Origin of the sequence: Flavobacterium sp. (genome assembly GCF_044371705.1) — a bacterium.
Taxonomy (GTDB): domain Bacteria; phylum Bacteroidota; class Bacteroidia; order Flavobacteriales; family Flavobacteriaceae; genus Flavobacterium.
Genome location: NZ_JBILTE010000026.1, coordinates 1 through 20,165 on the forward strand (window position 1 = coordinate 1; position 20,165 = coordinate 20,165).

The 20,165-nt window shown below is 35.1% G+C and carries 19 protein-coding genes; 11 read left to right on the forward strand and 8 right to left on the reverse strand.

The annotated features are described in order from the left end of the window. Positions 1-463 (forward strand): histidine kinase (locus tag ACIQ2S_RS03290; RefSeq protein ID WP_396172673.1); only part of this gene is annotated, 463 nt, incomplete at its 5' end. Continuing rightward, positions 456-1,196 carry a LytR/AlgR family response regulator transcription factor gene (locus ACIQ2S_RS03295; RefSeq protein ID WP_396172674.1) on the forward strand — a complete coding sequence of 247 codons (741 nt, stop codon included), beginning with the start codon at positions 456-458 and terminating at the stop codon, positions 1,194-1,196. The genes ACIQ2S_RS03290 and ACIQ2S_RS03295, both read left to right, overlap by 8 nt. A gap of 70 nt (positions 1,197-1,266) precedes the next feature. On the opposite strand, the gene msrB (ACIQ2S_RS03300) is transcribed toward ACIQ2S_RS03295, so the two are convergent. Genes msrB (ACIQ2S_RS03300) through ACIQ2S_RS03310 form a run of 3 tightly spaced genes read right to left on the reverse strand, consistent with a single transcriptional unit; the run spans position 1,267 to position 3,057 of the window. Further along, complete coding sequence (gene msrB, locus ACIQ2S_RS03300) at positions 1,267-1,656, reverse strand: peptide-methionine (R)-S-oxide reductase MsrB (RefSeq protein WP_396172675.1); 390 nt, start codon at positions 1,654-1,656, stop codon at positions 1,267-1,269. Continuing rightward, positions 1,656-2,123: a peptide-methionine (R)-S-oxide reductase MsrB gene (gene msrB, locus ACIQ2S_RS03305; protein ID WP_396172676.1), complete on the reverse strand. Its 468-nt coding sequence runs from the start codon at positions 2,121-2,123 to the stop codon at positions 1,656-1,658. The genes msrB (ACIQ2S_RS03300) and msrB (ACIQ2S_RS03305) overlap by 1 nt, the downstream gene beginning before the upstream one ends. A 58-nt stretch (positions 2,124-2,181) precedes the next feature. Then, entirely contained in the window at positions 2,182-3,057 is an 876-nt protein-coding gene (locus ACIQ2S_RS03310) for an alpha/beta fold hydrolase (RefSeq protein ID WP_396172677.1), read from the reverse strand. Positions 3,058-3,232: 175 nt separating this feature from the next. Here ACIQ2S_RS03310 and glgB point away from each other — a divergent pair, with 175 nt between their 5' ends. From glgB to ACIQ2S_RS03330, 4 genes are all read left to right on the forward strand, one after another. Then, entirely contained in the window at positions 3,233-5,140 is a 1,908-nt protein-coding gene (gene glgB, locus ACIQ2S_RS03315; protein WP_396172678.1) for a 1,4-alpha-glucan branching protein GlgB, read from the forward strand. A gap of 139 nt (positions 5,141-5,279) precedes the next feature. Then, a complete protein-coding gene (locus ACIQ2S_RS03320; protein ID WP_396172679.1) occupies positions 5,280-7,679 on the forward strand; it encodes a glycoside hydrolase family 31 protein in 2,400 nt (799 codons plus the stop codon). Between the two features lie 31 nt (positions 7,680-7,710). After that, positions 7,711-8,529, forward strand: coding sequence for a M48 family metallopeptidase (locus ACIQ2S_RS03325; protein ID WP_396172680.1), 819 nt, complete (start codon positions 7,711-7,713; stop codon positions 8,527-8,529). 63 nt (positions 8,530-8,592) lie between these two features. Further along, positions 8,593-9,915 (forward strand): MFS transporter, encoded by a 1,323-nt coding sequence (locus ACIQ2S_RS03330; protein ID WP_396172681.1) that lies wholly within the window; start codon positions 8,593-8,595, stop codon positions 9,913-9,915. Between the two features lie 4 nt (positions 9,916-9,919). Here the strand turns inward: ACIQ2S_RS03330 and ACIQ2S_RS03335 are convergent, their stop codons facing one another. Genes ACIQ2S_RS03335 through ACIQ2S_RS03350 form a run of 4 tightly spaced genes read right to left on the reverse strand, consistent with a single transcriptional unit; the run spans position 9,920 to position 12,791 of the window. Then, complete coding sequence (locus ACIQ2S_RS03335; RefSeq protein WP_396172682.1) at positions 9,920-10,639, reverse strand: head GIN domain-containing protein; 720 nt, start codon at positions 10,637-10,639, stop codon at positions 9,920-9,922. 22 nt (positions 10,640-10,661) lie between these two features. After that, positions 10,662-11,714: a hypothetical protein gene (locus ACIQ2S_RS03340; RefSeq protein WP_396172683.1), complete on the reverse strand. Its 1,053-nt coding sequence runs from the start codon at positions 11,712-11,714 to the stop codon at positions 10,662-10,664. Beyond that, positions 11,698-12,243 carry an anti-sigma factor gene (locus ACIQ2S_RS03345; protein ID WP_396172684.1) on the reverse strand — a complete coding sequence of 182 codons (546 nt, stop codon included), beginning with the start codon at positions 12,241-12,243 and terminating at the stop codon, positions 11,698-11,700. Before ACIQ2S_RS03345 ends, ACIQ2S_RS03340 begins: the two co-directional genes overlap by 17 nt. Next, entirely contained in the window at positions 12,240-12,791 is a 552-nt protein-coding gene (locus ACIQ2S_RS03350) for an RNA polymerase sigma factor (RefSeq protein ID WP_396172685.1), read from the reverse strand. Before ACIQ2S_RS03350 ends, ACIQ2S_RS03345 begins: the two co-directional genes overlap by 4 nt. Before the next feature lie 131 nt (positions 12,792-12,922). Between ACIQ2S_RS03350 and ACIQ2S_RS03355 the strand changes: the two genes are divergently transcribed. The 5 genes from ACIQ2S_RS03355 (at position 12,923) to yaaA (ending at position 19,249) form a co-directional block, all read left to right on the forward strand. Continuing rightward, on the forward strand, positions 12,923-13,642 hold the full coding sequence (locus ACIQ2S_RS03355; protein WP_396172686.1) for a hypothetical protein: 720 nt from the start codon (positions 12,923-12,925) through the stop codon (positions 13,640-13,642). A 191-nt stretch (positions 13,643-13,833) separates the two neighbouring features. Further along, the gene (gene lon, locus ACIQ2S_RS03360; protein ID WP_396172687.1) at positions 13,834-16,284 is read left to right on the forward strand and encodes an endopeptidase La; all 2,451 of its coding nucleotides are present in this window, start codon (positions 13,834-13,836) and stop codon (positions 16,282-16,284) included. 153 nt (positions 16,285-16,437) lie between these two features. Further along, positions 16,438-17,457 (forward strand): type IX secretion system protein PorQ, encoded by a 1,020-nt coding sequence (gene porQ / locus ACIQ2S_RS03365; RefSeq protein WP_396172688.1) that lies wholly within the window; start codon positions 16,438-16,440, stop codon positions 17,455-17,457. A 150-nt stretch (positions 17,458-17,607) separates the two neighbouring features. After that, positions 17,608-18,294, forward strand: a complete 687-nt coding sequence (gene cmk / locus ACIQ2S_RS03370) for a (d)CMP kinase (protein WP_396172689.1) — start codon at positions 17,608-17,610, stop codon at positions 18,292-18,294. A gap of 193 nt (positions 18,295-18,487) precedes the next feature. After that, the gene (gene yaaA / locus ACIQ2S_RS03375) at positions 18,488-19,249 is read left to right on the forward strand and encodes a peroxide stress protein YaaA (protein ID WP_396172690.1); all 762 of its coding nucleotides are present in this window, start codon (positions 18,488-18,490) and stop codon (positions 19,247-19,249) included. A gap of 232 nt (positions 19,250-19,481) precedes the next feature. On the opposite strand, the gene ACIQ2S_RS03380 is transcribed toward yaaA, so the two are convergent. Beyond that, positions 19,482-20,165, reverse strand: a 684-nt coding sequence (locus tag ACIQ2S_RS03380; protein WP_396172691.1) for a winged helix-turn-helix domain-containing protein, incomplete at its 5' end; no start/stop codon positions are given.

The window sequence follows — 20,165 nt, forward strand, 5'->3', positions numbered from 1 at the left end:
ATTTGTTGAGGAATTATCCAATGTTTTTCGATACAGTCTCACTAATTCTGATGAAATTTTAGTTACTTTATCTGAAGAACTTACACTATTGAATTCTTATTTTGAACTTCAATTGATTCGCCATCAGGGATTAATAGAACTCGAGAGTTCTGTAGACGTTTCTAAATTGGATTTTTTAATACCTCCTCTAACGCTTGAGATATTAATAGAAAATGCAATAAAACATACAGTGTTTGATAAACACAATCCTTTGAAGATTAGCATCTATACAAGAGGAGAGCTATTGATAGTTGAGAATAATTTTAATCCCAAGATAAATTCTGTAAAAACTGAATCTTTTGGAATTGGAATGAAAAGTATTAAGAAGCAATATGTTTTACTAAATTGTGGAGTACCTACTTTTAAAATTGAAAACAATGTTTTTAGAGTTGAAATCCCTTTAATTAAGTCGAGTTATGATTAAAGTAATTATTATCGAAGATGAAATATTGATAGCGGAGAGATTAAAGAAAATGATTGAGTCGATTGAACCTGAAATGAAGGTCATTGAAGTGATTGACTCAGTTAAAGAGGCTATTTCTTTTTTAAGCGATAGTATACCAGATCTAATTTTTTTGGACATTAATCTTTCTGATGATTATTGTTTTAAAATTTTTGAGGAAGTAAATGTTACTTGTCCTGTTATTTTTGTTACTGCCTATTCAGAATATGCAATTAAGGCATTTGAAGTAAATAGTATTGACTATCTTTTAAAGCCAATTTCAATATCAAGTTTAAAAAAGAGTATAGATAAATATAAAAGTCTTACAACATTTCCTAATTATACTAAAATGATGATTGATATGGAATCCAGATATCGAAATCGTTTTTTAGTTAAGTTGAATAATCAATTAAAGTCAATATCTATTGATAATATTGCCTATTTTTTTTCAGAGGATAAATTGACCTTTGCCTGTCTGGTTGATGGTAAAAAATTACCATTAGATTTTAGTTTAAAAAAGATTGAGGAAGAGATTGATCCGAAAGAATTTTTTAGAGTAAATAAAAAGTTTTTAATATCTATTAATTCTATTCATGAAATGTATTATGTTTCAAAGTTAAAAGTAAAATTAATTCTAAAACCCAACTTTGGTAATGAAAATATTTTTGTTGCAGTGGAAAAAGTAGGTGAATTTAAGTCTTGGTTGTCAAATTAGGTAGTAAAAGGTAAATAGAAAAATTCTTTCACTTCATTACGGAAAGTGTCTTTTATGTCAGTTAGATTTTTTATTTTTTAAAATCTATAGAAAGTGAGTTCACACAATAACGTATACCGGTTTCGGTCGGTCCATCGTCAAAAACATGGCCTAAATGACTTCCACAAGTGGCACAAAGAATTTCTGTGCGTATCATTCCGTGCGAGGAATCTTTACTATATTCTACTTTTCCCGGAATAGATTTATCAAAAGAAGGCCAACCGCAATGTGCATTGAATTTGGAAGTACTTTCAAACAAAACTTCCCCACAACCTGCACAACAATAATTTCCATTTTCAAAATGAAGATTGTATGCCCCAGTATGTGGGAATTCCGTTCCTTTTTGACGAAGAATTTTATATTTTTCTAAGCCTAATTCAGCTTTCCATTCTTCTTCGGACTTTTGAATTTTATAAGGCATCAGTTTGCAGGTTTAAATTTGATTGAAATAGAATTGGTACAAAATCGTTTCCCGGTGGTTTCTTTTGGACCGTCGTCGAAAACATGTCCGAGATGTCCGCCACATTTTGCACACATGACTTCTACTCTTGACATACCAAAACTATAATCATTTTCATAGATTACAGAACCTTTAATTGCTTGATCAAATGATGGCCATCCACAATCAGATTCGAATTTGGTTTCAGAAACAAAAAGCGGATTTTCACAGGCACCGCAAAAATAGGTCCCTTTTTCAAAATGATCCCAGTATTTACCCGTAAAAGCTCTTTCGGTCCCTTTTTTGCGTAGGACTTCATATTGTTCGGGGGTTAATTCTGCTTTCCATTCAGACTCCGATTTGACAACTTTTAAAGTTGCTTCTTCCTTTTTTTGGCCTTGACATGCGGTTAATGTTAGTATCGTCAATAATACAATTAAATTTTTCATAGAGTCTTTTTTGTTATTTTAGTTATAGTTATTAAAATCTTCAAATGAACGAGTAACATTATTCAGAAGATTTGGTTTTTAAAAATTCTTTGATTTCATCAATTACTTTTTGGTTTCCTAATATTTTTCGATGTCCCAATTCTTTAGTTATTATCAGCTTGCTGTTTGGTAAATGCTTATGAATACTATAAGCTGCTTTTATATGAACATCGTCGTCATTTTCATCATGAATAATTAGAACAGGTATTTTTACCTGGCTTGCTGCGACGGAAGTTGAATAATTATTCATAACAACGCCATATTTATTTTCAAAATGAATTCGCATTTGATCGCCAACTTTAGGTTTTAATTGTAAATTTTGAATAAAATCATCGATAATATCTTGAATTAAATCTCCACTTCCAATAATTACGGCTTTTTTGATAGTCAAGTTTTGTTTAATTGCGTTTATGATTGACATTCCACCTAACGAATGACCAATAGCATATTCAAATGGGCCAAATTGTTTTTCAATTGCTAGTATTGAAGCAATAAATTCAGTCATGATAGTTGTACTACCCTCACTTTTGCCATGTGCAGGTGCATCAAAACTAATGGTTGAATAGCCTAAGTCAAGCATGGCTTCTGCAATTTTTACTAATTGAGTACCTCGTCCGGACCATCCATGTACTAATAAAATCCTTTTTTTACCATTCCCATAATGATAGGTGTGGATTATTTTATTAATGGAGGGAATTGTTAGTGCGGTTTGAATACTCTCAGACTCCATCTGTAATTCTCTTTTTGGTATTTTATACTTTATGGGAGTGGTAAATAATCGTGCCGCAAACAGCGTTATTAATTTTGGTGAAAATGCTTGAAAAAACTTAGCAGTTAGCAAAATTGTCTTTGGAATTTTTAAAGATTGAGTAACAGACTTAGCTTTTTTTGACATTTAATTTTATTTTACCGCAAGGTATAATATAAAATTATTTTTTATAAATGTAGAGTTATTAAATATTCCTTAAATTGCATGATAAAATATTGTGGCAGATTTAAAATTCAATTTTGGTACAAATCTGATTCGTTCATGATAAGTAGCAAACCCGGCAGGGTCAAACAAAAACCATATGAACTTAGTACAAACGCATTCACTATTTACTGATTTTGATATCAGTCTTTTTAAAGCCGGAAAACATTTTAGATTATATGAAAAATTAGGAGCACATCTTACAGAGGTTGATGGCGTTAAAGGAGTTTATTTTGCCGTTTGGGCACCTTCTGCTCATGCTGTTTTTGTGGTAGGTGATTTCAATAGTTGGAATCATGCAGAACATCAGTTATTTGTCCGTTGGGATGAATCAGGCATTTGGGAAGGTTTTATACCGGGTATTGATTTGGGTAGCAAGTATAAGTACAAAATTCAGTCTACCAATAGAGGAATTATAACCGAAAAAGCCGATCCATTTGCCTTGTATTGTGAAAAACCTCCCCAAACTGCTTCAGTTGTTTGGGATTTAGACTATAAGTGGAACGATAAAAAGTGGATGGACACCCGAAAAGATAGTAATGGTTTGGACAAACCTTATTCTGTTTATGAGGTCCATTTGGGGTCATGGAAAAGGAATTTAGAAGAAAATAGAGTACTAACGTACCAAGAACTGGCTGAAGATTTGGTCAATTATGTAAAGGAAACGGGATTTACCCATGTTGAACTCATGCCAATTATGGAATATCCCTATGATCCTTCGTGGGGTTATCAATTAGTTGGCTATTTTGCTCCAACAGCTCGATTTGGCACGCCCCAAGATTTTATGTTTTTGGTGGATAAATTACATCAGGCCGGCATCGGAGTTATTTTGGATTGGGTGCCATCGCATTTTCCGGATGACGCACATGGTCTCGGATTTTTTGATGGGTCTAATTTATACGAGCATCCAGACCGACGAAAAGGATACCATCCCGATTGGAAAAGTTTGGTTTTTAACTATGGTAGAAATGAAGTTCGATCGTTTTTAATAAGCAACGCACTATTTTGGTTGCATTATTACCATGCAGATGGTTTGCGGGTTGATGCTGTAGCTTCAATGTTATATTTAGATTATTCAAGAGAAGAAGGTGGTTGGGAACCCAACATGTATGGAGGTCGAGAAAATTTAGATGTCATTAGTTTTTTAAAAGAATTTAACGAAGCGGTATACACAAATTTTGAAGGTGTGCAAACCATTGCCGAAGAAAGCACCGCATTTCCAATGGTCTCCAAACCAACTTTTGATGGTGGTTTAGGTTTTGGAATGAAATGGATGATGGGCTGGATGCATGATACTTTGAAATATTTTCAGAAAGAATCAATTTATCGAAAATACCACCAAAATGATTTGACCTTTTCGATGACTTATGCTTTTTCAGAGAATTTTATGTTACCGCTTTCACACGATGAAGTGGTTCATGGCAAGCATTCCATTTTAGGTAGAATGACCGGCGATGAATGGCAACGATTTGCAAATTTACGATTACTATACAGCTATATGTTTACACACCCAGGAGGAAAATTATTATTCATGGGTTGTGAATTTGGTCAAAGCAGAGAATGGAATTTTGCCGGAAGTTTGGATTGGCATTTATTAGAATTCGGCTATCACGACGGAGTTAAAAAGTGTATAACTGATTTAAACAATTTGTATCGAAAGTATCCTGCTTTGTTCGAAAAACAATTCAGTCCCGAGGGTTTTGAATGGATTGACTATTCTGATCACCAAAATTCAATTCTGAGTTTTATTCGCAAAGGAACAAATGAAAAAGAAAATTTGGTGGTGGTTTGTAATTTCACTCCTGTGGTGCGTGAAATCTATCGTATAGGACTTCCAAAAAAAGGAAAACTAACCGAAATATTCAATTCAGACAAAAAAGATTACGGTGGAAGCGGAGTAGGCAATCCAAAACCTCTTAAAATAGAAAAAGAACTTTGGAACGGCAGAGATTTCTCTGTTGAAATTGTTTTACCACCTTTGGGTGTCGTTGTTTTTAAATGTACTTAAATCAAAATTGTCCCTCTTTAGCTAGAGGGATTTTTATTTTATCCAACAACGCAAACGTTTGAGTTAATAACTCAACAAATGATTTAACACGTTAAAAGTTTCAACTTTGTAAATTTGGCAAGTACCTAAGTATAAAAATATGATTACTAACACAGAATTAGAATATAAAGGAGATCAGTTTCCTTCCAAAATAATCTCGTACAATCAAGATGTAGACAGTATTTTTTTCTACACAGATAACAATGTTGTCTTAAAAATAACGATTCTTCGCGACAGTATGATTCGTTTTCGATATACCACCAAAGGATATTTTAATAAAGATTTTTCTTATGCTATTGATAAGAGTCAATCACATGGGTATAATGAATTATTAGTAGAAGAGCAGAAAGCATTTTACTCAATTACAACAAGCAAAATCATTTGTAAAATTGCTAAGGAAAACGCCAAAGTTTCCATCTTCAACCTCGAAGGTTTTCCCATTCTTGATGATGAAATCGGTTTTCATTGGGAGGAAAGCTATGAATTTGGTGGAAACATTGTCAAAATGAGCAAGAAAGCCAATGACGGTGAATGTTATTACGGCATGGGTGACAAGGCAACAAATTTAAATTTGAAAGGAAAGCGACTGGAAAATTGGGCAATGGATCAATATGCCTTTCAAAAGGAACAAGAACCTTTGTATAAAGTAGTGCCTTTTTATATTGGATTGCATCATGAAAAAGCCTACGGAATTTTCTTTGATAATACTTTTAGAACGTTTTTCGATTTTTGTCAAGAACGTAGAAATGTCACTAGCTATTGGGCTGAAGGTGGCGAGATGAATTACTATTTCATTTACGGCCCGAAAATGAAAGATGTAGTGACTGCTTATACACATTTAACAGGAAAACCGGAACTTCCACCGATGTGGACCTTAGGTTACCATCAATGTAAATGGAGTTATTACCCGGAAAGCAAGGTGAAGGAAATCACTTCTACTTTCAGAAAACTTCAAATTCCGTGTGATGCGATTTATTTAGACATTGACTACATGGAAGGTTTTCGATGTTTTACATGGAGTAAAGAACACTTTCCCGAACCCAAGCGAATGGTTGCAGAACTAGCCAAAGATGGTTTTAAAACTGTGGTGATCATTGATCCGGGGATAAAAATTGACAAAGAATACTCGGTTTACAACGAAGCTTTGGAAAAAGATTATTTCTGCAAACGAGCCGACGGACCTTATATGAAAGGTAAAGTTTGGCCCGGTGAATGTAATTTCCCGGATTTCACCAATCCGGAAGTCCGCGAATGGTGGGCAGGTTTATACAAAGAGTTGATTTCAGATATTGGCGTTAAAGGTGTTTGGAACGACATGAACGAGCCTGCGGTTATGGATGTTCCCGGGAAAACATTTCCCATGGATGTCAGACATGATTATGACGGTAATCCGTGCAGTCATCGAAAAGCTCATAATATATACGGAACACAAATGGCTAGGGCAACTTACGAAGGCGTTAAACGATTTGCTTACCCAAAAAGACCATTTATTATTACACGCTCAGCGTATTCCGGAGCACAACGTTATACTTCGTCTTGGACAGGTGACAATGTAGCCTCATGGGAGCATTTATGGATTGCAAATATTCAAATGCAGCGAATGTCAATCAGTGGGATGGGTTTTACAGGTTCTGACATTGGTGGATTTGCAGAACAACCTTCGGGTGAATTATATGCTCGTTGGATTCAATTAGGTGTTTTTCATCCGTTTTGCAGAACACATTCTTCGGGAGATCACGGTGAACAAGAACCTTGGTCGTTTGGCAAAGAGGTAATTGATATTACAAGAAAATTCGTTAATCTTCGCTACCAATTACTACCTTATTTATATACCATGTTTTGGAAATATGTCAATGAAGGCGAACCCATGTTAAAACCATTGGTATTTTTTGATCAAGAAGATATTCACACCCATTACAGAACCGATGAATTTATTTTTGGAAATCAAATTTTAGTTTGTCCCATTTTGGAACCGAATGCGATTGGACGAAGAATGTATCTGCCCAAAGGCAATTGGTATAATTACTGGAACAATGAATTGGTAGAGGGTAAGAATGAACTTTGGGTGGCAACCGATTATGATCAAATTCCGATATTTATCAAAGAAGGAGCCATCATTCCTAAGTATCCTGTTCAACAATTCGTTGGAGAAAAAGAATTTCAGGAAATTACCTTAGACGTCTATTATAAATCCGGAAAAGAAAAATCGGCAGTGTATGAAGATGCACAAGATGGTTATGATTATAATAAAGGTAGATTTTCACTTTGCACATTTAATTTAACCGGAAAAGACAAAGAATTGATTGTACAATTGCATAAAGAAGGCGAGTTTATAACTAATTATTCTAAATTTAGAATTAATTTAATAGGATTGCCCTTTAAGATTTCATCTTTAGAAATAGATAATGAAAATGTTTACCTTGACACAGTATCGTTTGACGGCATAAACGCAATAGTGGTTGACAAATACTTCTCTGAGTTACATGTATTTGGGGAGTAGAGTCGTATTTTTACGATTAAATATTATTACTATGAAAAGAATGCTTGTTTTTAGTCTATTTGGTACTTTGATACTAATTATGGGCTGTGCTACAAATCCGTTAACCGGAAAAAGCACTTTGGCATTAGTTGATAATAGTTCTATTTTTCCGTCTGCATTTCAACAGTATGATGCTTTTTTAAAGGAAAACAAGGTGATCAGCGGGACTTCAGATGCAAAACTGGTTGAAACAGTTGGTTTAAAAATCAAATTAGCCGCTGAAAAGTGGTTAAATGCTATTGGAAAACCGGAGTATTTGAAAGATTATCAATGGGAGTATAAATTAGTAGAAGACCCGGCTGTTAATGCTTGGTGTATGCCGGGAGGTAAAATTGTTGTTTACAGTGGAATTTTGCCGGTTACAAAAGATGAATCGGGTTTGGCAACTGTAATGGGACATGAAGTTGCTCACGCATTATTAAATCATGGACAGCAACGGATGAGTGCAGGAATGTTGCAACAAGTTGGAGCTGTTGGTGTAGGAGTAGCAGTTGGAAATGAATCTCAAGCAACACAAGAAATTGCAATGACTGCATACGGTGCAACAACTCAATTGGGCGGCATGTTGCCTTTTAGCAGAAGTCATGAAAGCGAAGCTGATAAAATTGGATTAATTTTGATGGCAATTGCCGGATACAACCCCGAAGCATCGGTTCCTTTTTGGAAAAGAATGGGCGAGGCATCAGGAGGCCAAGAACCAGCTGAATTTATGAGCACGCATCCTTCGCACAATACACGTGTTTCTAATTTAACAAGGTGGATACCGGAAGCAAAAACCGAAGCTGCAAAGTACGGTGTTGTTTTCAAATAAATAATTACTATATTCGAAGCTGTTCAGTGATGAGCAGCTTTTTTTATGTCAAAAATATAACATATGAGCACACTTGCAAAAGGAAGTAAAAAATTATTGAATGCCTGGGCATTTTATGATTGGGCAAATTCGGTTTATCCCTTAGTGATTTCATCATCCATTTTTCCATTGTATTACGGATTTCTATTTCCTAAAGAAAATCCAAATATATTGTTTTTTGGTTTTGAGTTCAAAAGCACTGCTCTGATTAGTTTTGTCACCGCCTTTGCCTTTTTATGTGTAGCCTTTTTATCTCCTCTTTTATCAGGTATTGCCGATTTTGCCGGAAACAAAAAGCGGTTTATGCAATTTTTCTGTTATATGGGAGCCTTATCTTGTATCGGAATGTATTGGTTTACAGCGGATAATATTTACTTTGGAATTGTTTGTTTCTTTTTTGGATTGATAGGCTTTTGGGGAAGTTTGGTTTTTTACAATTCCTATTTAGCCGACATCGCTTTTAAAGAACAACAAGATAGTTTGAGTGCCAAAGGTTATTCTTTTGGCTATGTTGGAAGTGTGATTCTTTTATTAATCAATCTTTACATGATTTTGGGTAAAGAAGGAGAAGAGGCTTTGCACGCAATGCGAATGGCTTTTGCAATGACCGGAATTTGGTGGATTCTTTTTGCTCAGTATGCTTTTTATTATTTACCCAAAGGAAATAAAAATGCTGAAAAAGTAACACGTGATGTTGTTTTGAACGGATTTAGGGAATTGCGAAAAGTGTATACTCAAATGTCACAAAACTTGCGACTTTTCCGTTATTTAAATGCTTTTTTTGTTTACAGTATGGCCGTTCAAACGGTAATGTTGGTGGCCACTTATTTTGGAGAACAAGAAATTAACTGGTCAAGTGACAGCGAAAAAACCACCGGATTAATAATCAGTATATTAGTGATTCAACTGGTTGCTGTTCTTGGAGCTTTATTAACATCCAAAGCATCAGATAAATTTGGAAACATTCCGACTTTAATTGTAGTGAATGCCATTTGGGCGGTAATTTGTGTTTTTGCCTATTTTGTAACAGAACCTATTCATTTTTACATTACTGCGGGCTTCGTTGGATTGGTTATGGGAGGAATTCAAGCCTTATCGCGTTCAACGTATTCCAAATTTTTGCCAAAAACAGACGATACGGCTTCGTATTTCAGTTTTTATGATGTAGCCGAAAAAGTAGGGATTGTAATTGGAATGGCCATTTACGGCTCAATTGATCAAATTACAGGAAGTATGCGTAACGCGATTGTTTTCTTAATGGTCTTTTTTGTGGCGGGTTTACTTTTACTTTTGCGAGTGCCAAAAAGTACTGCCTCCGACGAAGATTTATCCGCAGATGCAGAATAGTTTTTTAATTCATTTTTATAGTTCCTGAACCCGACACTTTTGCATCCACTTTGGTCGGGTTTCCTTTGTATTGAATATCTCCTGAGCCCGAAACTCTGGCCTCTATGGACTGCGAACAATTGGTTTCAATATCACCTGATCCTGCAATACTTACTTTAGCATTGTCAGCTTGTAGCTCAAATGCTTCAATGTCGCCCGAACCTGCAAGAGCCGCAGTAAAATCGGTGGTTTTTCCTTTGAACTCTATATCGCCGGAACCGGATAATCGTGCATCAATAGTTTGAGCTTCGATACCTAATTTTATATCTCCCGAACCCGCTAGACTCACTTGGAAAGAAGCAGCATTCATCATAAAATTTGAAATTACATCGCCAGAACCAGCTAAACTTACATTTGAAATAGAATTAACAGGAACGGTGATTTCAATTTTTTTCCCTTTAGAAGCAGAAATGCCATAATTTTTTTCAGGTTTGATATGCAAAGTATTGTCTTTAACTTCTACGATAATAAATTCCATTAAATTTTCCTCGGCATTGATGGTAATTGAACCTTCCGCTCCATCAACCAAGGTTACATAAAAAGAACCTGAAACGGCAACACCATCATATTCAGCTGTTGTAACTGTTTTGGAAACCACAGCACCTTCGCCTTTAATGTTTTTATAGTTTTGTGCTTGAATCGATAGGGAAGTTAGCACTGCCAAAAGTATAAGAATGTTTTTCATGATAATTAGTTAATTGATGTTTTTATAATTGTTTTAAACTGATATTCCCGTAACTGGAGTTGATAGTGACTTGATTGCTGCCGCTTTTTTTATGGAATCCTTTGAAACTTTTGCTCGTATTTGTTTCAATACGTGAGTTGTATTCCAACGATGCTTCACTTTTGAAATTTCCGTATTTTGTGGTCACGTCAAAATCAAATGCATAATTTGAATCATGACTTAAAAAGACATTCGTATATCCTGCATTAATTGTTAGGTCTTTTGCCGCAGAAGAAATAGCGTTTACTGTTAAATTACTGTATTTGGTATTGATGTTTAAAGAGCCATTTAGTTCGTTTACTTTAATAGTCATATAATCTCCGGAACCGCCTACGTTTGCAACGCTACCTAGTAGTAATTTGCCATATTTACTAACATATTTTAAGTTTGTTCCTTTCGTTAATACAACATCAGTATAGCTTGAATTCAAATCTAGCGAATTGTAGTCGGATATCTGTAAATCTGAATATTTAGCAATGACATTCGCATTATTGATTTTTTCAATATTGGATTTGGAACAATACTCAATTTGAATGGTATTGGAGGAATGATTTAATTTTCCTAAAGTAATTTTCCCGTATTTGCACAGAATGTCAGTACTTCCAAACAATTCATGTGTAATGATATTCCCATAATTGTTTTCTACTTTTAGATTCCCTTTTTTAGGAATTTTTATGGTATAATTTATTTCCATACTGCTTTTTTTACCATAATTTTTTTGTTCGTCAAAAATGGTTTTTGCACTATAACTACTGGAATTTCCGGCAAATTCTACATTGATGGATGCCAATCTTGCATTGACCCATTTTTCATCATCACCGCTAATGGTGACTATCACTTCAATGTCAATTTTGTCTTGATCCCAAGTGGTGACAAATACATTTCCGTATTTATTTTCAACAGCTAATGTAGCAGTAGCATTTACATCCACTGTTTTTTTGATTGTTTTTTGTTTGTTGTGTTTTCCTTGATATTCGGTTGCATTGCTAATTCCTGTCAAGAAAAGCAGCAATATTAAACTATATAGCTTTTTCATTGGGTATTGTTTTTTGATGATTAATAATTTCGATTTGATTGATGATGGATTCTAAGAAGGATATTCGGGTTTGAAAATTCACAATCATTGCATGAAGCAGTTGTTTGGTATCTCCATTTTTTTGTAATTCGGTTAAAATCTTTTGATAATCTGCATCAAAAACTTTCATTTGAAGCAAAGCATCATTAATTATTTCAGCCGTTTCGGGTGTTTGTTTGGCTTTTAAGGAAGAAAGTTCTTTTTCAACAACAGAGGCAAAGTAGTCGTGTGTTTCCTTGGTTTGAACCGATGCGTTTTCCCATTGATTCATAGGCTCTTGTTTGGTTTGGTAAAACGCAATCACACCTGCAATTAAAACAAGCGAAGCTGCAATACCCAAAGGAATCCAATTGTTTTTTCTCTTTTGAATAGGCTCTTTTGTCAATTTTTTCAAAAATCGATCAGTATGACCAAACTCCGGATGTTCAGTATCCCATTGGTTTTCTAATCGTTCAAATAGTGATTCTATAGGGTCTTTACTTGTTTTCATGGCATTTTTTGTAAGTGTAATTTCAAACTTTCTTTGGCTCTGCTAATGGTTGTTCGACAATTCGTTGGACTAATGTCTAGAATTTGACAAATTTCTTCGTAATCATAACCTTCAATTAATGACAATGTTAAAATAATCTGATAACTTTCTTTAAGAGCGTGTATCGCTTTGAGAACTTCTTGTGCTTTCAACTGTGAATAATCAGATTCCGGTTCTTCTGATTCTTCAACTATTTTATAAGCTTTACTTTCAAAATCATCGTGCGTAAAAAAACTGTTCTTTTTATAGAAGTCAATACTATAATTCACGATTATTCGCTTCAACCAAGCTCCAAAAGCCACTTCATTTCTAAAAGTATCCAATTTTTGAAACGCTTTTAAAAAGCCTTCCTGCATCACGTCTTCGGCAAAGTGTGTATCTTTCACAATTCGGAGAGCCACATTATACATCGCTTTGCAGTAGCGATTGTATATCTCAAACTGTGCTTTTTGACTGTTTTGCTTGCAGAGTGTCAACAACTGCTCAATATTTTCGTTTGCTAAACTCAATTGGTTGATTGTATTTGAATTAAAGACGGCATTTTTTTTCCAATGTTACAGTAAAGTAAAAATAATAGTATTTTTTCGCTTTTACAGTTCACAGAAATAATTATATTTGGAAACTATAATTTTACAACGAAATGAAAACGATTAAATTTCTACCTATTTATTTATTATTCTTTTCTACTATTACTTTTGTTTCATGTGACTCCGGCATAGAACCGGTAGATCCGGCATTAAATGTACCACCGGATGATAATGGTGGAAGCACCACAGGAGATTATTGGCCAATGGCAATTAATAATTCTTGGACGTATGCAAGTGAAGGTGAAGATCAAACACCAATGAAAATTATTGGTACCGAATCAATTAATAATAGTACCTATTATAAATATGATAATTTTGTTGGTTTGACAACTGAAGGTTCCGATTTTGAGGGAACTGTTTGGACAAAGAAAGTTAATGGTACCTATTATGTAAGACAAGAAGCGAGTATTCCGGCAGTTCCTGGTATGCCTTCTGTTACAATTTCTCCGATGGAAATTATTATTTTAAAAGACTTTTTGGCGGTAAATGGAACATGGACTCAAAATTTCACTCAAACAACCACTATTGAAGGTCTTCCACCCATTCAAACAGCAGTGGGAATTGTTGGTAAAATCTTAGAAAAAGATATTGAATTTACTGTAAACGGCGTTTCCTATGAAAATGTCATTAAAGTGGAATTAATTCAAAATACTCAAGGCGAAACACTAACCAATTACTATTGGTTTGCCAAGAATATTGGGTTGATTAAATATGTTAATATTGCTTTGGGAGAAACGTATGAGCATGAATTAGTGACTTATACTGTAAATTAAGAATCGTATGACGACTGAAAACCGTTTCCAGTGGAAGCGGTTTTTTTATGGCATATAATTTGACCATTCAATACGGATAAGTTGCTTTTTATCGTTTATATTTCAGCTTTTTGCTCATTTTCAAATACATAAACTATATTTGTTACTTCCAAAATAAACACGTTTAATGACAAAATGACTTTATTCACTATATGTCAAATCATAAATTATTAACACTGGACAATTTGTCACTTCATGATTTTGAGTCCGAAGCCGATTTAATACCGTTATTGACTCCCGAAGATGAAGAGGAAATGGCCAATGAAGAACTTCCGGCTTCGCTCGCTATTTTACCTTTACGCAATACTGTTTTGTTTCCCGGGGTTGTTATACCGATTACGGCAGGAAGAGATAAATCAATCAAATTGATCAATGATGCCAATGCCGCGGGAAAAGTAATTGGTGTTGTTTCTCAAAAAAATGAAGAGGTGGAAGACCCCAAGCATGAAGATATCCACTCTATTGGCACAGTGGCTAAAATTCTGCGGGTTTTAAAAATGCCTGACGGGAATATTACCGTGATACTTCAAGGTAAAAAGCGTTTCGAAATAAGTGAAGTTGTTTCAGAAGAGCCTTATATTAATGCTTTGATTAAAGAAGTAGCTGAAAAGCGTCCCGGAAAAAACGATACGGAGTTTGGAGCTATTATTGAATCGGTAAAAGAAATCGCTATTAGAATCATCAAAGAAAGTCCGAATATTCCATCGGAAGCAACCTTTGCAATCAAAAACATTGAAAGCAAATCGTTTCTAATTAATTTTGTTTCATCCAACATGAACCTTTCCGTTCATGAGAAGCAAGAGTTGCTTGCCATGAATGTTCTCAAAGAACGAGCCTTAGCAACACTGCGTTATATGAATACAGAGCTTCAAAAATTAGAGCTTAAAAATGATATTCAATCAAAAGTTAGAGTCGATTTAGACCAACAGCAAAGAGAGTATTTTCTGCATCAACAAATGAAAACCATTCAAGAAGAACTGGGTGGAGTTTCCTATGACCAGGAAATAGATGAAATGCGTCAGAAAGCAAAATCCAAAAAATGGGATGCTAAAATTGATCAACATTTTGAAAAAGAATTAAAAAAATTACAGCGTACCAATCCGCAGTCGCCTGATTTTGGTATTTCACGTAATTATTTGGAGTTGTTTTTAGAATTGCCTTGGAATGAATATTCCAAAGATAATTTTGATTTAAAAAGAGCTGAAAAAATTTTAGACAAAGACCATTTTGGCTTGGAAGATGTCAAAAAACGTATTATCGAACATTTGGCAGTTTTAAAATTGCGAAAAGATATGAAATCACCAATCATTTGTTTAACCGGACCTCCGGGTGTTGGAAAAACATCCATTGGAAAATCCATTGCGAAAGCGTTGGGAAGAGAATATGTTCGCATGTCGCTTGGTGGACTTCGAGATGAAGCCGAAATACGCGGTCATCGAAAAACCTATATTGGTGCGATGCCGGGTCGAATCGTTCAAAATATTAAAAAAGCCGGAACATCTAATCCTGTTTTTGTACTAGATGAAATCGATAAATTATCCGCAAGTCATTCAGGAGATCCTTCTTCAGCCTTGCTGGAAGTATTGGATCCTGAACAAAACAGTGAGTTTTACGACAACTTTTTAGAAATGGGTTACGACTTATCAAAGGTCATGTTTATAGCAACCTCAAACACAATGTCTTCTATTCAACCGGCTTTAAAAGACCGAATGGAAGTAATTATAATGTCGGGTTATACCGTTGAGGAAAAAGTGGGAATTGCCATCAAACATTTATTCCCGAAGCAATTAAAAGAACATGGATTAACTGCAAAAGATTTGACCATCGGTAAAAAACAAATCGAAAAGATTGTTGAAGGTTATACCCGTGAATCGGGTGTGCGAAGTTTAGAACAAAAGTTAGCTCAAGTCATTCGAAATGCAGCCAAATCAGTCGCAATGGAAGAAGTATACAATAAAAAAGTAACCGACGAAGATATAATCAAAGTTCTGGGAGCTCCACGATTAGAACGTGACAAATCGGAAGGAAATGAAGTAGCGGGTGTGGTGACAGGATTGGCATGGACAAGTGTTGGCGGTGATATTCTTTTTATTGAGTCTTTGGTTTCTAAAGGAAAAGGAACACTTACTTTAACCGGTAATTTGGGAACGGTAATGAAAGAATCGGCAACCATTGCTTTGGAATACATCAAATCAAATGCTGATGATTTAGGTGTTAGCCAAGAAGTGTTGGCCAATTATAATATTCATATTCACGTGCCGGAAGGTGCAACACCTAAAGACGGACCAAGTGCCGGAATTGCGATGCTCACTTCGTTGGTTTCTGTTTTAACACAAAAGCGAATCAAGAAAAATTTAGCCATGACGGGTGAAATTACACTTCGCGGAAAAGTGTTACCAGTTGGTGGAATCAAAGAAAAAATTCTGGCTGCCAAAAGAGCAAATATTAAAGAAATCATTCTTTGCCAAGAAAACAAATATGATATTGATGAAATCAAAGCCGAGTATTTAGAAGGGCTGACTTTCCATTATGTAAAAGAAATGAGCGAGGTATTGAAAATTGCCATTACCACTCAAAAAGCAAAAAACGCGAAAACGCTTTAATAAACGAATAAATGAATAAAAAAGTTGGTACTTATAGTGCCAACTTTTTTCGTTAATCACCCAAATTTCTTTTAAAACTATAAAAGTTTCCCCTTCAAAAATAATATCTTCGCAAACTCGTTATCATTGGTGTTAACAGCGTGTTATTAATTTATGTATAGAAACTTAATCCTTGTTGCTTTTGTTCTTTGGAGTACGATGAGTTTTAGTCAAGTAGGAGGGCAATCGGTGTATCAGTTCCTTACTTTGATGACTTCTCCGCGGCAGGCAGCAATGGGAGGGAAGGTCATTACACTTTTTGATTACGATGTAAACCAAGGACAATACAATCCGGCTTCTATCAATAGTGAAATGCACAATCATTTGGCTTTGAATTATGGCAATTATTTTGGCGAAGTATCTTATGGTACCGCTTCGTATGCCTACACCTATGACCGACATTTGCAAACTTTTCATGCAGGTATTAGTTATATCAATTACGGGACTTTTGATGGAAGAGACGAAAACGGATTAGAAACCGCAAGTTTTACAGGTAGTGAAGCCGCACTTTCATTTGGTTACTCCTACAATCTACCTTTTACGGATTTTTATATTGGCGGGAATGCCAAATTAATTACTTCTACTTTAGAAAGTTATACTTCTTTTGGTGCGGCAGTTGACTTGGGCTGTATTTATATTGACGAACGGAATGATATCAATTATGCTTTGGTCCTTCGCAATATGGGTTCGCAAATCACTACGTACGCAGGTGTTTATGAACCATTGCCTTTTGAAATAATTGCCGGAATTTCGCAAGAATTAGAGCATGTTCCGCTTCGTTGGCATCTGACCTTGGAAAATTTGCAGCAATGGAATGTGGCTTTTTCTAACCCGGCTCGATCAGAAGGCACCTTAGACGGTGGAACGCAAGAAGAAAAGGTGTCGTTTTTTAATAATGCATTGCGACATGTTATTTTTGGAGCAGAGTTATTTCCGGGAAAAGCATTTAATGTACGTTTGGGATATAATTTCAGAAGAAGTGAAGAATTAAAATTGGTCGAACAACGAACTTTTGCCGGATTGTCACTTGGATTCGGACTTCGAATGGGAAAAATGCGGTTTGAATATTCTTACTCTCGTTACACACTTGCAGGCGACACTAGTTTGTTCGGATTGATGATTAATTTGCAGTAGTAGTTAATAGTATTAAGTATTAATTAGTAAGACATTTGATAATATTTAAAAATAGATAGACTTTTGTACCTTAGAACCTTAGAACCTTAGAACCTTAGAACCTTAGAACCTTAGTACCTTAGTACCTTAGCACCTTAGCACCTTTAATAAATGACACCCATCACCATAGCCATTGACGGATTTTCATCAACCGGTAAAAGTACCTTAGCCAAGCAATTAGCGAAGTATTTAGGGTATGTTTATGTGGATACGGGTGCCATGTATCGTGCAGTGACTTTATTTGCCATGCAAAATGGGTTGGTGTCCGAAACACATTTGGATCAACTTGGTTTGATTAAAAATTTACCTTCAATTAAATTGCATTTTGTTTATAATTCAGCACTTGGTTTTGCCGAAATGTTTTTGAACAATGTGAATGTGGAAAATGAAATTCGTACCATTGACGTTTCGCGATTGGTTAGTAAAATAGCTGAAATATCCGAAGTTCGTTCAAAATTAGTGGAGCAGCAGCAGCAAATGGGCTTGAAAAAAGCAATTGTGATGGACGGTCGAGACATAGGAACTGTTGTTTTTCCCGATGCTGAATTGAAGTTGTTTATGACCGCTAGTCCGCATACGCGTGCCATGCGACGGTATGATGAATTAATTGAAAAGGGTCAGAAAGTTACGTATGAAGAAGTCTTGCAAAACGTTCAGGAACGCGATTATATTGACACCCATCGGGAAGATTCTCCGCTAGTAAAAGCAACAGACGCTATTGAAATTGATAATTCTACGTTAACCAAAGAGGAACAATTTGCATTGGTGTTAGATTTAATCGACAAATTTTACAATTAAGGGTATCATTTTCTTCGATACTGCAATCAAGACTTTCCATTTTTTTGTAGATGATTTTCAGGAATCAATTTGTATTTTTGAATTCATTTCTGATACTTTTTTAATTTAAAAAATAATTTTCTCGCAAAGTCGCAAAGTCGCTAAGAATGCATTTTAAACTTTGCGACTTTGCGAGAAAACAAAACAAACAACTATGAAAATCGTTATATCTCCCGCCAAATCATTGGATTTTGAAAGTCCGCTACCCATACAACAATCCACTACTTCCTGTTTTTTAAAAGAAGCGAATGTTATTCACAAACAGTTGAAAAAGCAAAAGCCAAAAAAATTAATGGAATTAATGGATATTTCAGATAAATTGGCCGATTTAAACTGGCAACGCAATCAAGAACGGGATTTAAATAATTTTACCACTGAAAATTCACGTCCGGCGATTTACGCGTTTAATGGTGATGTGTATATTGGTTTAGATATAAAAACGGTACCAACTGAAAAATTAGAAGTTCTACAAGACAAACTTCGCATTCTCTCCGGATTGTATGGATTGTTGAAACCATTGGATTTGATGCAGCCTTATCGATTGGAAATGGGAACGAAATTTCCTATTGGCAAAAGCAAGAATTTATATGAATTTTGGAAAGCAAAAATTACCAAGCAATTAAACAGCGAACTTCAAAAAGACGAACTTTTCATCAATTTAGCCAGTAACGAATATTTTGATGCAGTAGATGTCAAAGCCTTGAAAGTCCCCGTCATCACTCCCGAATTCAAAGACTACAAAGACGGAAAATTAAAAATGATTAGCTTTTTTGCCAAAAAGGCAAGAGGCATGATGGTACGCTACATCATTGACACAAATGCCGAAACCATTGACGATTTGAAAGGTTTTAATTATGAAGGTTATGCGTTTGATGGGAATTTGAGTAAGGGGAATCGGTTGGTGTTTACGAGGTAGTTTTTTGTTTCAAGTTTCAGGTTTCAGGTTTCAAGTTTCAGGTTTCAGGTTTCAAGTTTCAGGTTTCAGGTTTCAGGTTTCAGGTTTCAGGTTTGGGATTTGCTTAGAATTGATAATTTGAAGTCATTAATCTGTTTTTATCCTTTTATAGTGAAGCTATCAAAATCCGTAAAAATCTGCGTTTGCGAAGCAATCCGTCCCGAAGCTTCGGGATCTGCGTTCCAATTTAAACTTATTCTTTCACTTCCAACACATACCCAATTCCATGCACGTTTGTTAATTTAATGGAGTCATCCCCACTCAATTTTTTACGTAATTTAGAAATGTACGTATCTAAACTTCTCCCTACAAAAACCCCGTGATCTTCCCAAACTCTTTTGGAAAGTTCTTCCCGTTTGATGATTTTATTCGGATTGGCCACAAAAAGTGTCAAAAGTTCCACTTCTTTTTTGGAAAGACTGATTTCAACGGCTTTCACCATTAATTTATTTTCATCGGGATAGAATTGAAACTTGCCAAGTGAGATTCCATTTTCATTAGTTGGATCAAATTGGATTATTTTTTTTCGTTTAGGAAAAAATAGAAAAGCTGCAATAATACCTAATGACAAAAGCACGATCCAAATGATTTTAGTACTAGAAGTTGTTGTTTTTTCTAAAAAGCGTACTTCAATCGTGTAGCATTTTTGAGGCATGTTTCGTCCACCACAAGGAATAATATCTTTTTCAACGTTGGCATTTTTCAGAAAACTATAAGCCACTTCAAAGTCTTTGCATTGCTTCACTTCAATTTGATAATAGGAGGGAAGGTTTGCTTTTTGAAAGCTTTGTTGAACAATTTTTACCAAAGTGTCCGGGTAAATGGTCAGTTCTTTTTCAAAGGAAAGTTGGTATTTTGATTTTTCTACTTGATGAAC

What these genes read in the sequence shown, in the direction of transcription:
- ACIQ2S_RS03295 (WP_396172674.1), top strand. Translation starts at nt 456, where the DNA reads ATGATTAAAGTAATTATTATCGAAGATGAAATATTGATAGCGGAGAGA.
- msrB (WP_396172675.1), bottom strand. Translation starts at nt 1,656, where the DNA reads ATGCCTTATAAAATTCAAAAGTCCGAAGAAGAATGGAAAGCTGAATTA.
- msrB (WP_396172676.1), bottom strand. Translation starts at nt 2,123, where the DNA reads ATGAAAAATTTAATTGTATTATTGACGATACTAACATTAACCGCATGT.
- ACIQ2S_RS03310 (WP_396172677.1), bottom strand. Translation starts at nt 3,057, where the DNA reads ATGTCAAAAAAAGCTAAGTCTGTTACTCAATCTTTAAAAATTCCAAAG.
- glgB (WP_396172678.1), top strand. Translation starts at nt 3,233, where the DNA reads ATGAACTTAGTACAAACGCATTCACTATTTACTGATTTTGATATCAGT.
- ACIQ2S_RS03320 (WP_396172679.1), top strand. Translation starts at nt 5,280, where the DNA reads ATGATTACTAACACAGAATTAGAATATAAAGGAGATCAGTTTCCTTCC.
- ACIQ2S_RS03325 (WP_396172680.1), top strand. Translation starts at nt 7,711, where the DNA reads ATGAAAAGAATGCTTGTTTTTAGTCTATTTGGTACTTTGATACTAATT.
- ACIQ2S_RS03330 (WP_396172681.1), top strand. Translation starts at nt 8,593, where the DNA reads ATGAGCACACTTGCAAAAGGAAGTAAAAAATTATTGAATGCCTGGGCA.
- ACIQ2S_RS03335 (WP_396172682.1), bottom strand. Translation starts at nt 10,639, where the DNA reads ATGAAAAACATTCTTATACTTTTGGCAGTGCTAACTTCCCTATCGATT.
- ACIQ2S_RS03340 (WP_396172683.1), bottom strand. Translation starts at nt 11,714, where the DNA reads ATGAAAAAGCTATATAGTTTAATATTGCTGCTTTTCTTGACAGGAATT.
- ACIQ2S_RS03345 (WP_396172684.1), bottom strand. Translation starts at nt 12,243, where the DNA reads ATGAAAACAAGTAAAGACCCTATAGAATCACTATTTGAACGATTAGAA.
- ACIQ2S_RS03355 (WP_396172686.1), top strand. Translation starts at nt 12,923, where the DNA reads ATGAAAACGATTAAATTTCTACCTATTTATTTATTATTCTTTTCTACT.
- lon (WP_396172687.1), top strand. Translation starts at nt 13,834, where the DNA reads ATGTCAAATCATAAATTATTAACACTGGACAATTTGTCACTTCATGAT.
- porQ (WP_396172688.1), top strand. Translation starts at nt 16,438, where the DNA reads ATGTATAGAAACTTAATCCTTGTTGCTTTTGTTCTTTGGAGTACGATG.
- cmk (WP_396172689.1), top strand. Translation starts at nt 17,608, where the DNA reads ATGACACCCATCACCATAGCCATTGACGGATTTTCATCAACCGGTAAA.
- yaaA (WP_396172690.1), top strand. Translation starts at nt 18,488, where the DNA reads ATGAAAATCGTTATATCTCCCGCCAAATCATTGGATTTTGAAAGTCCG.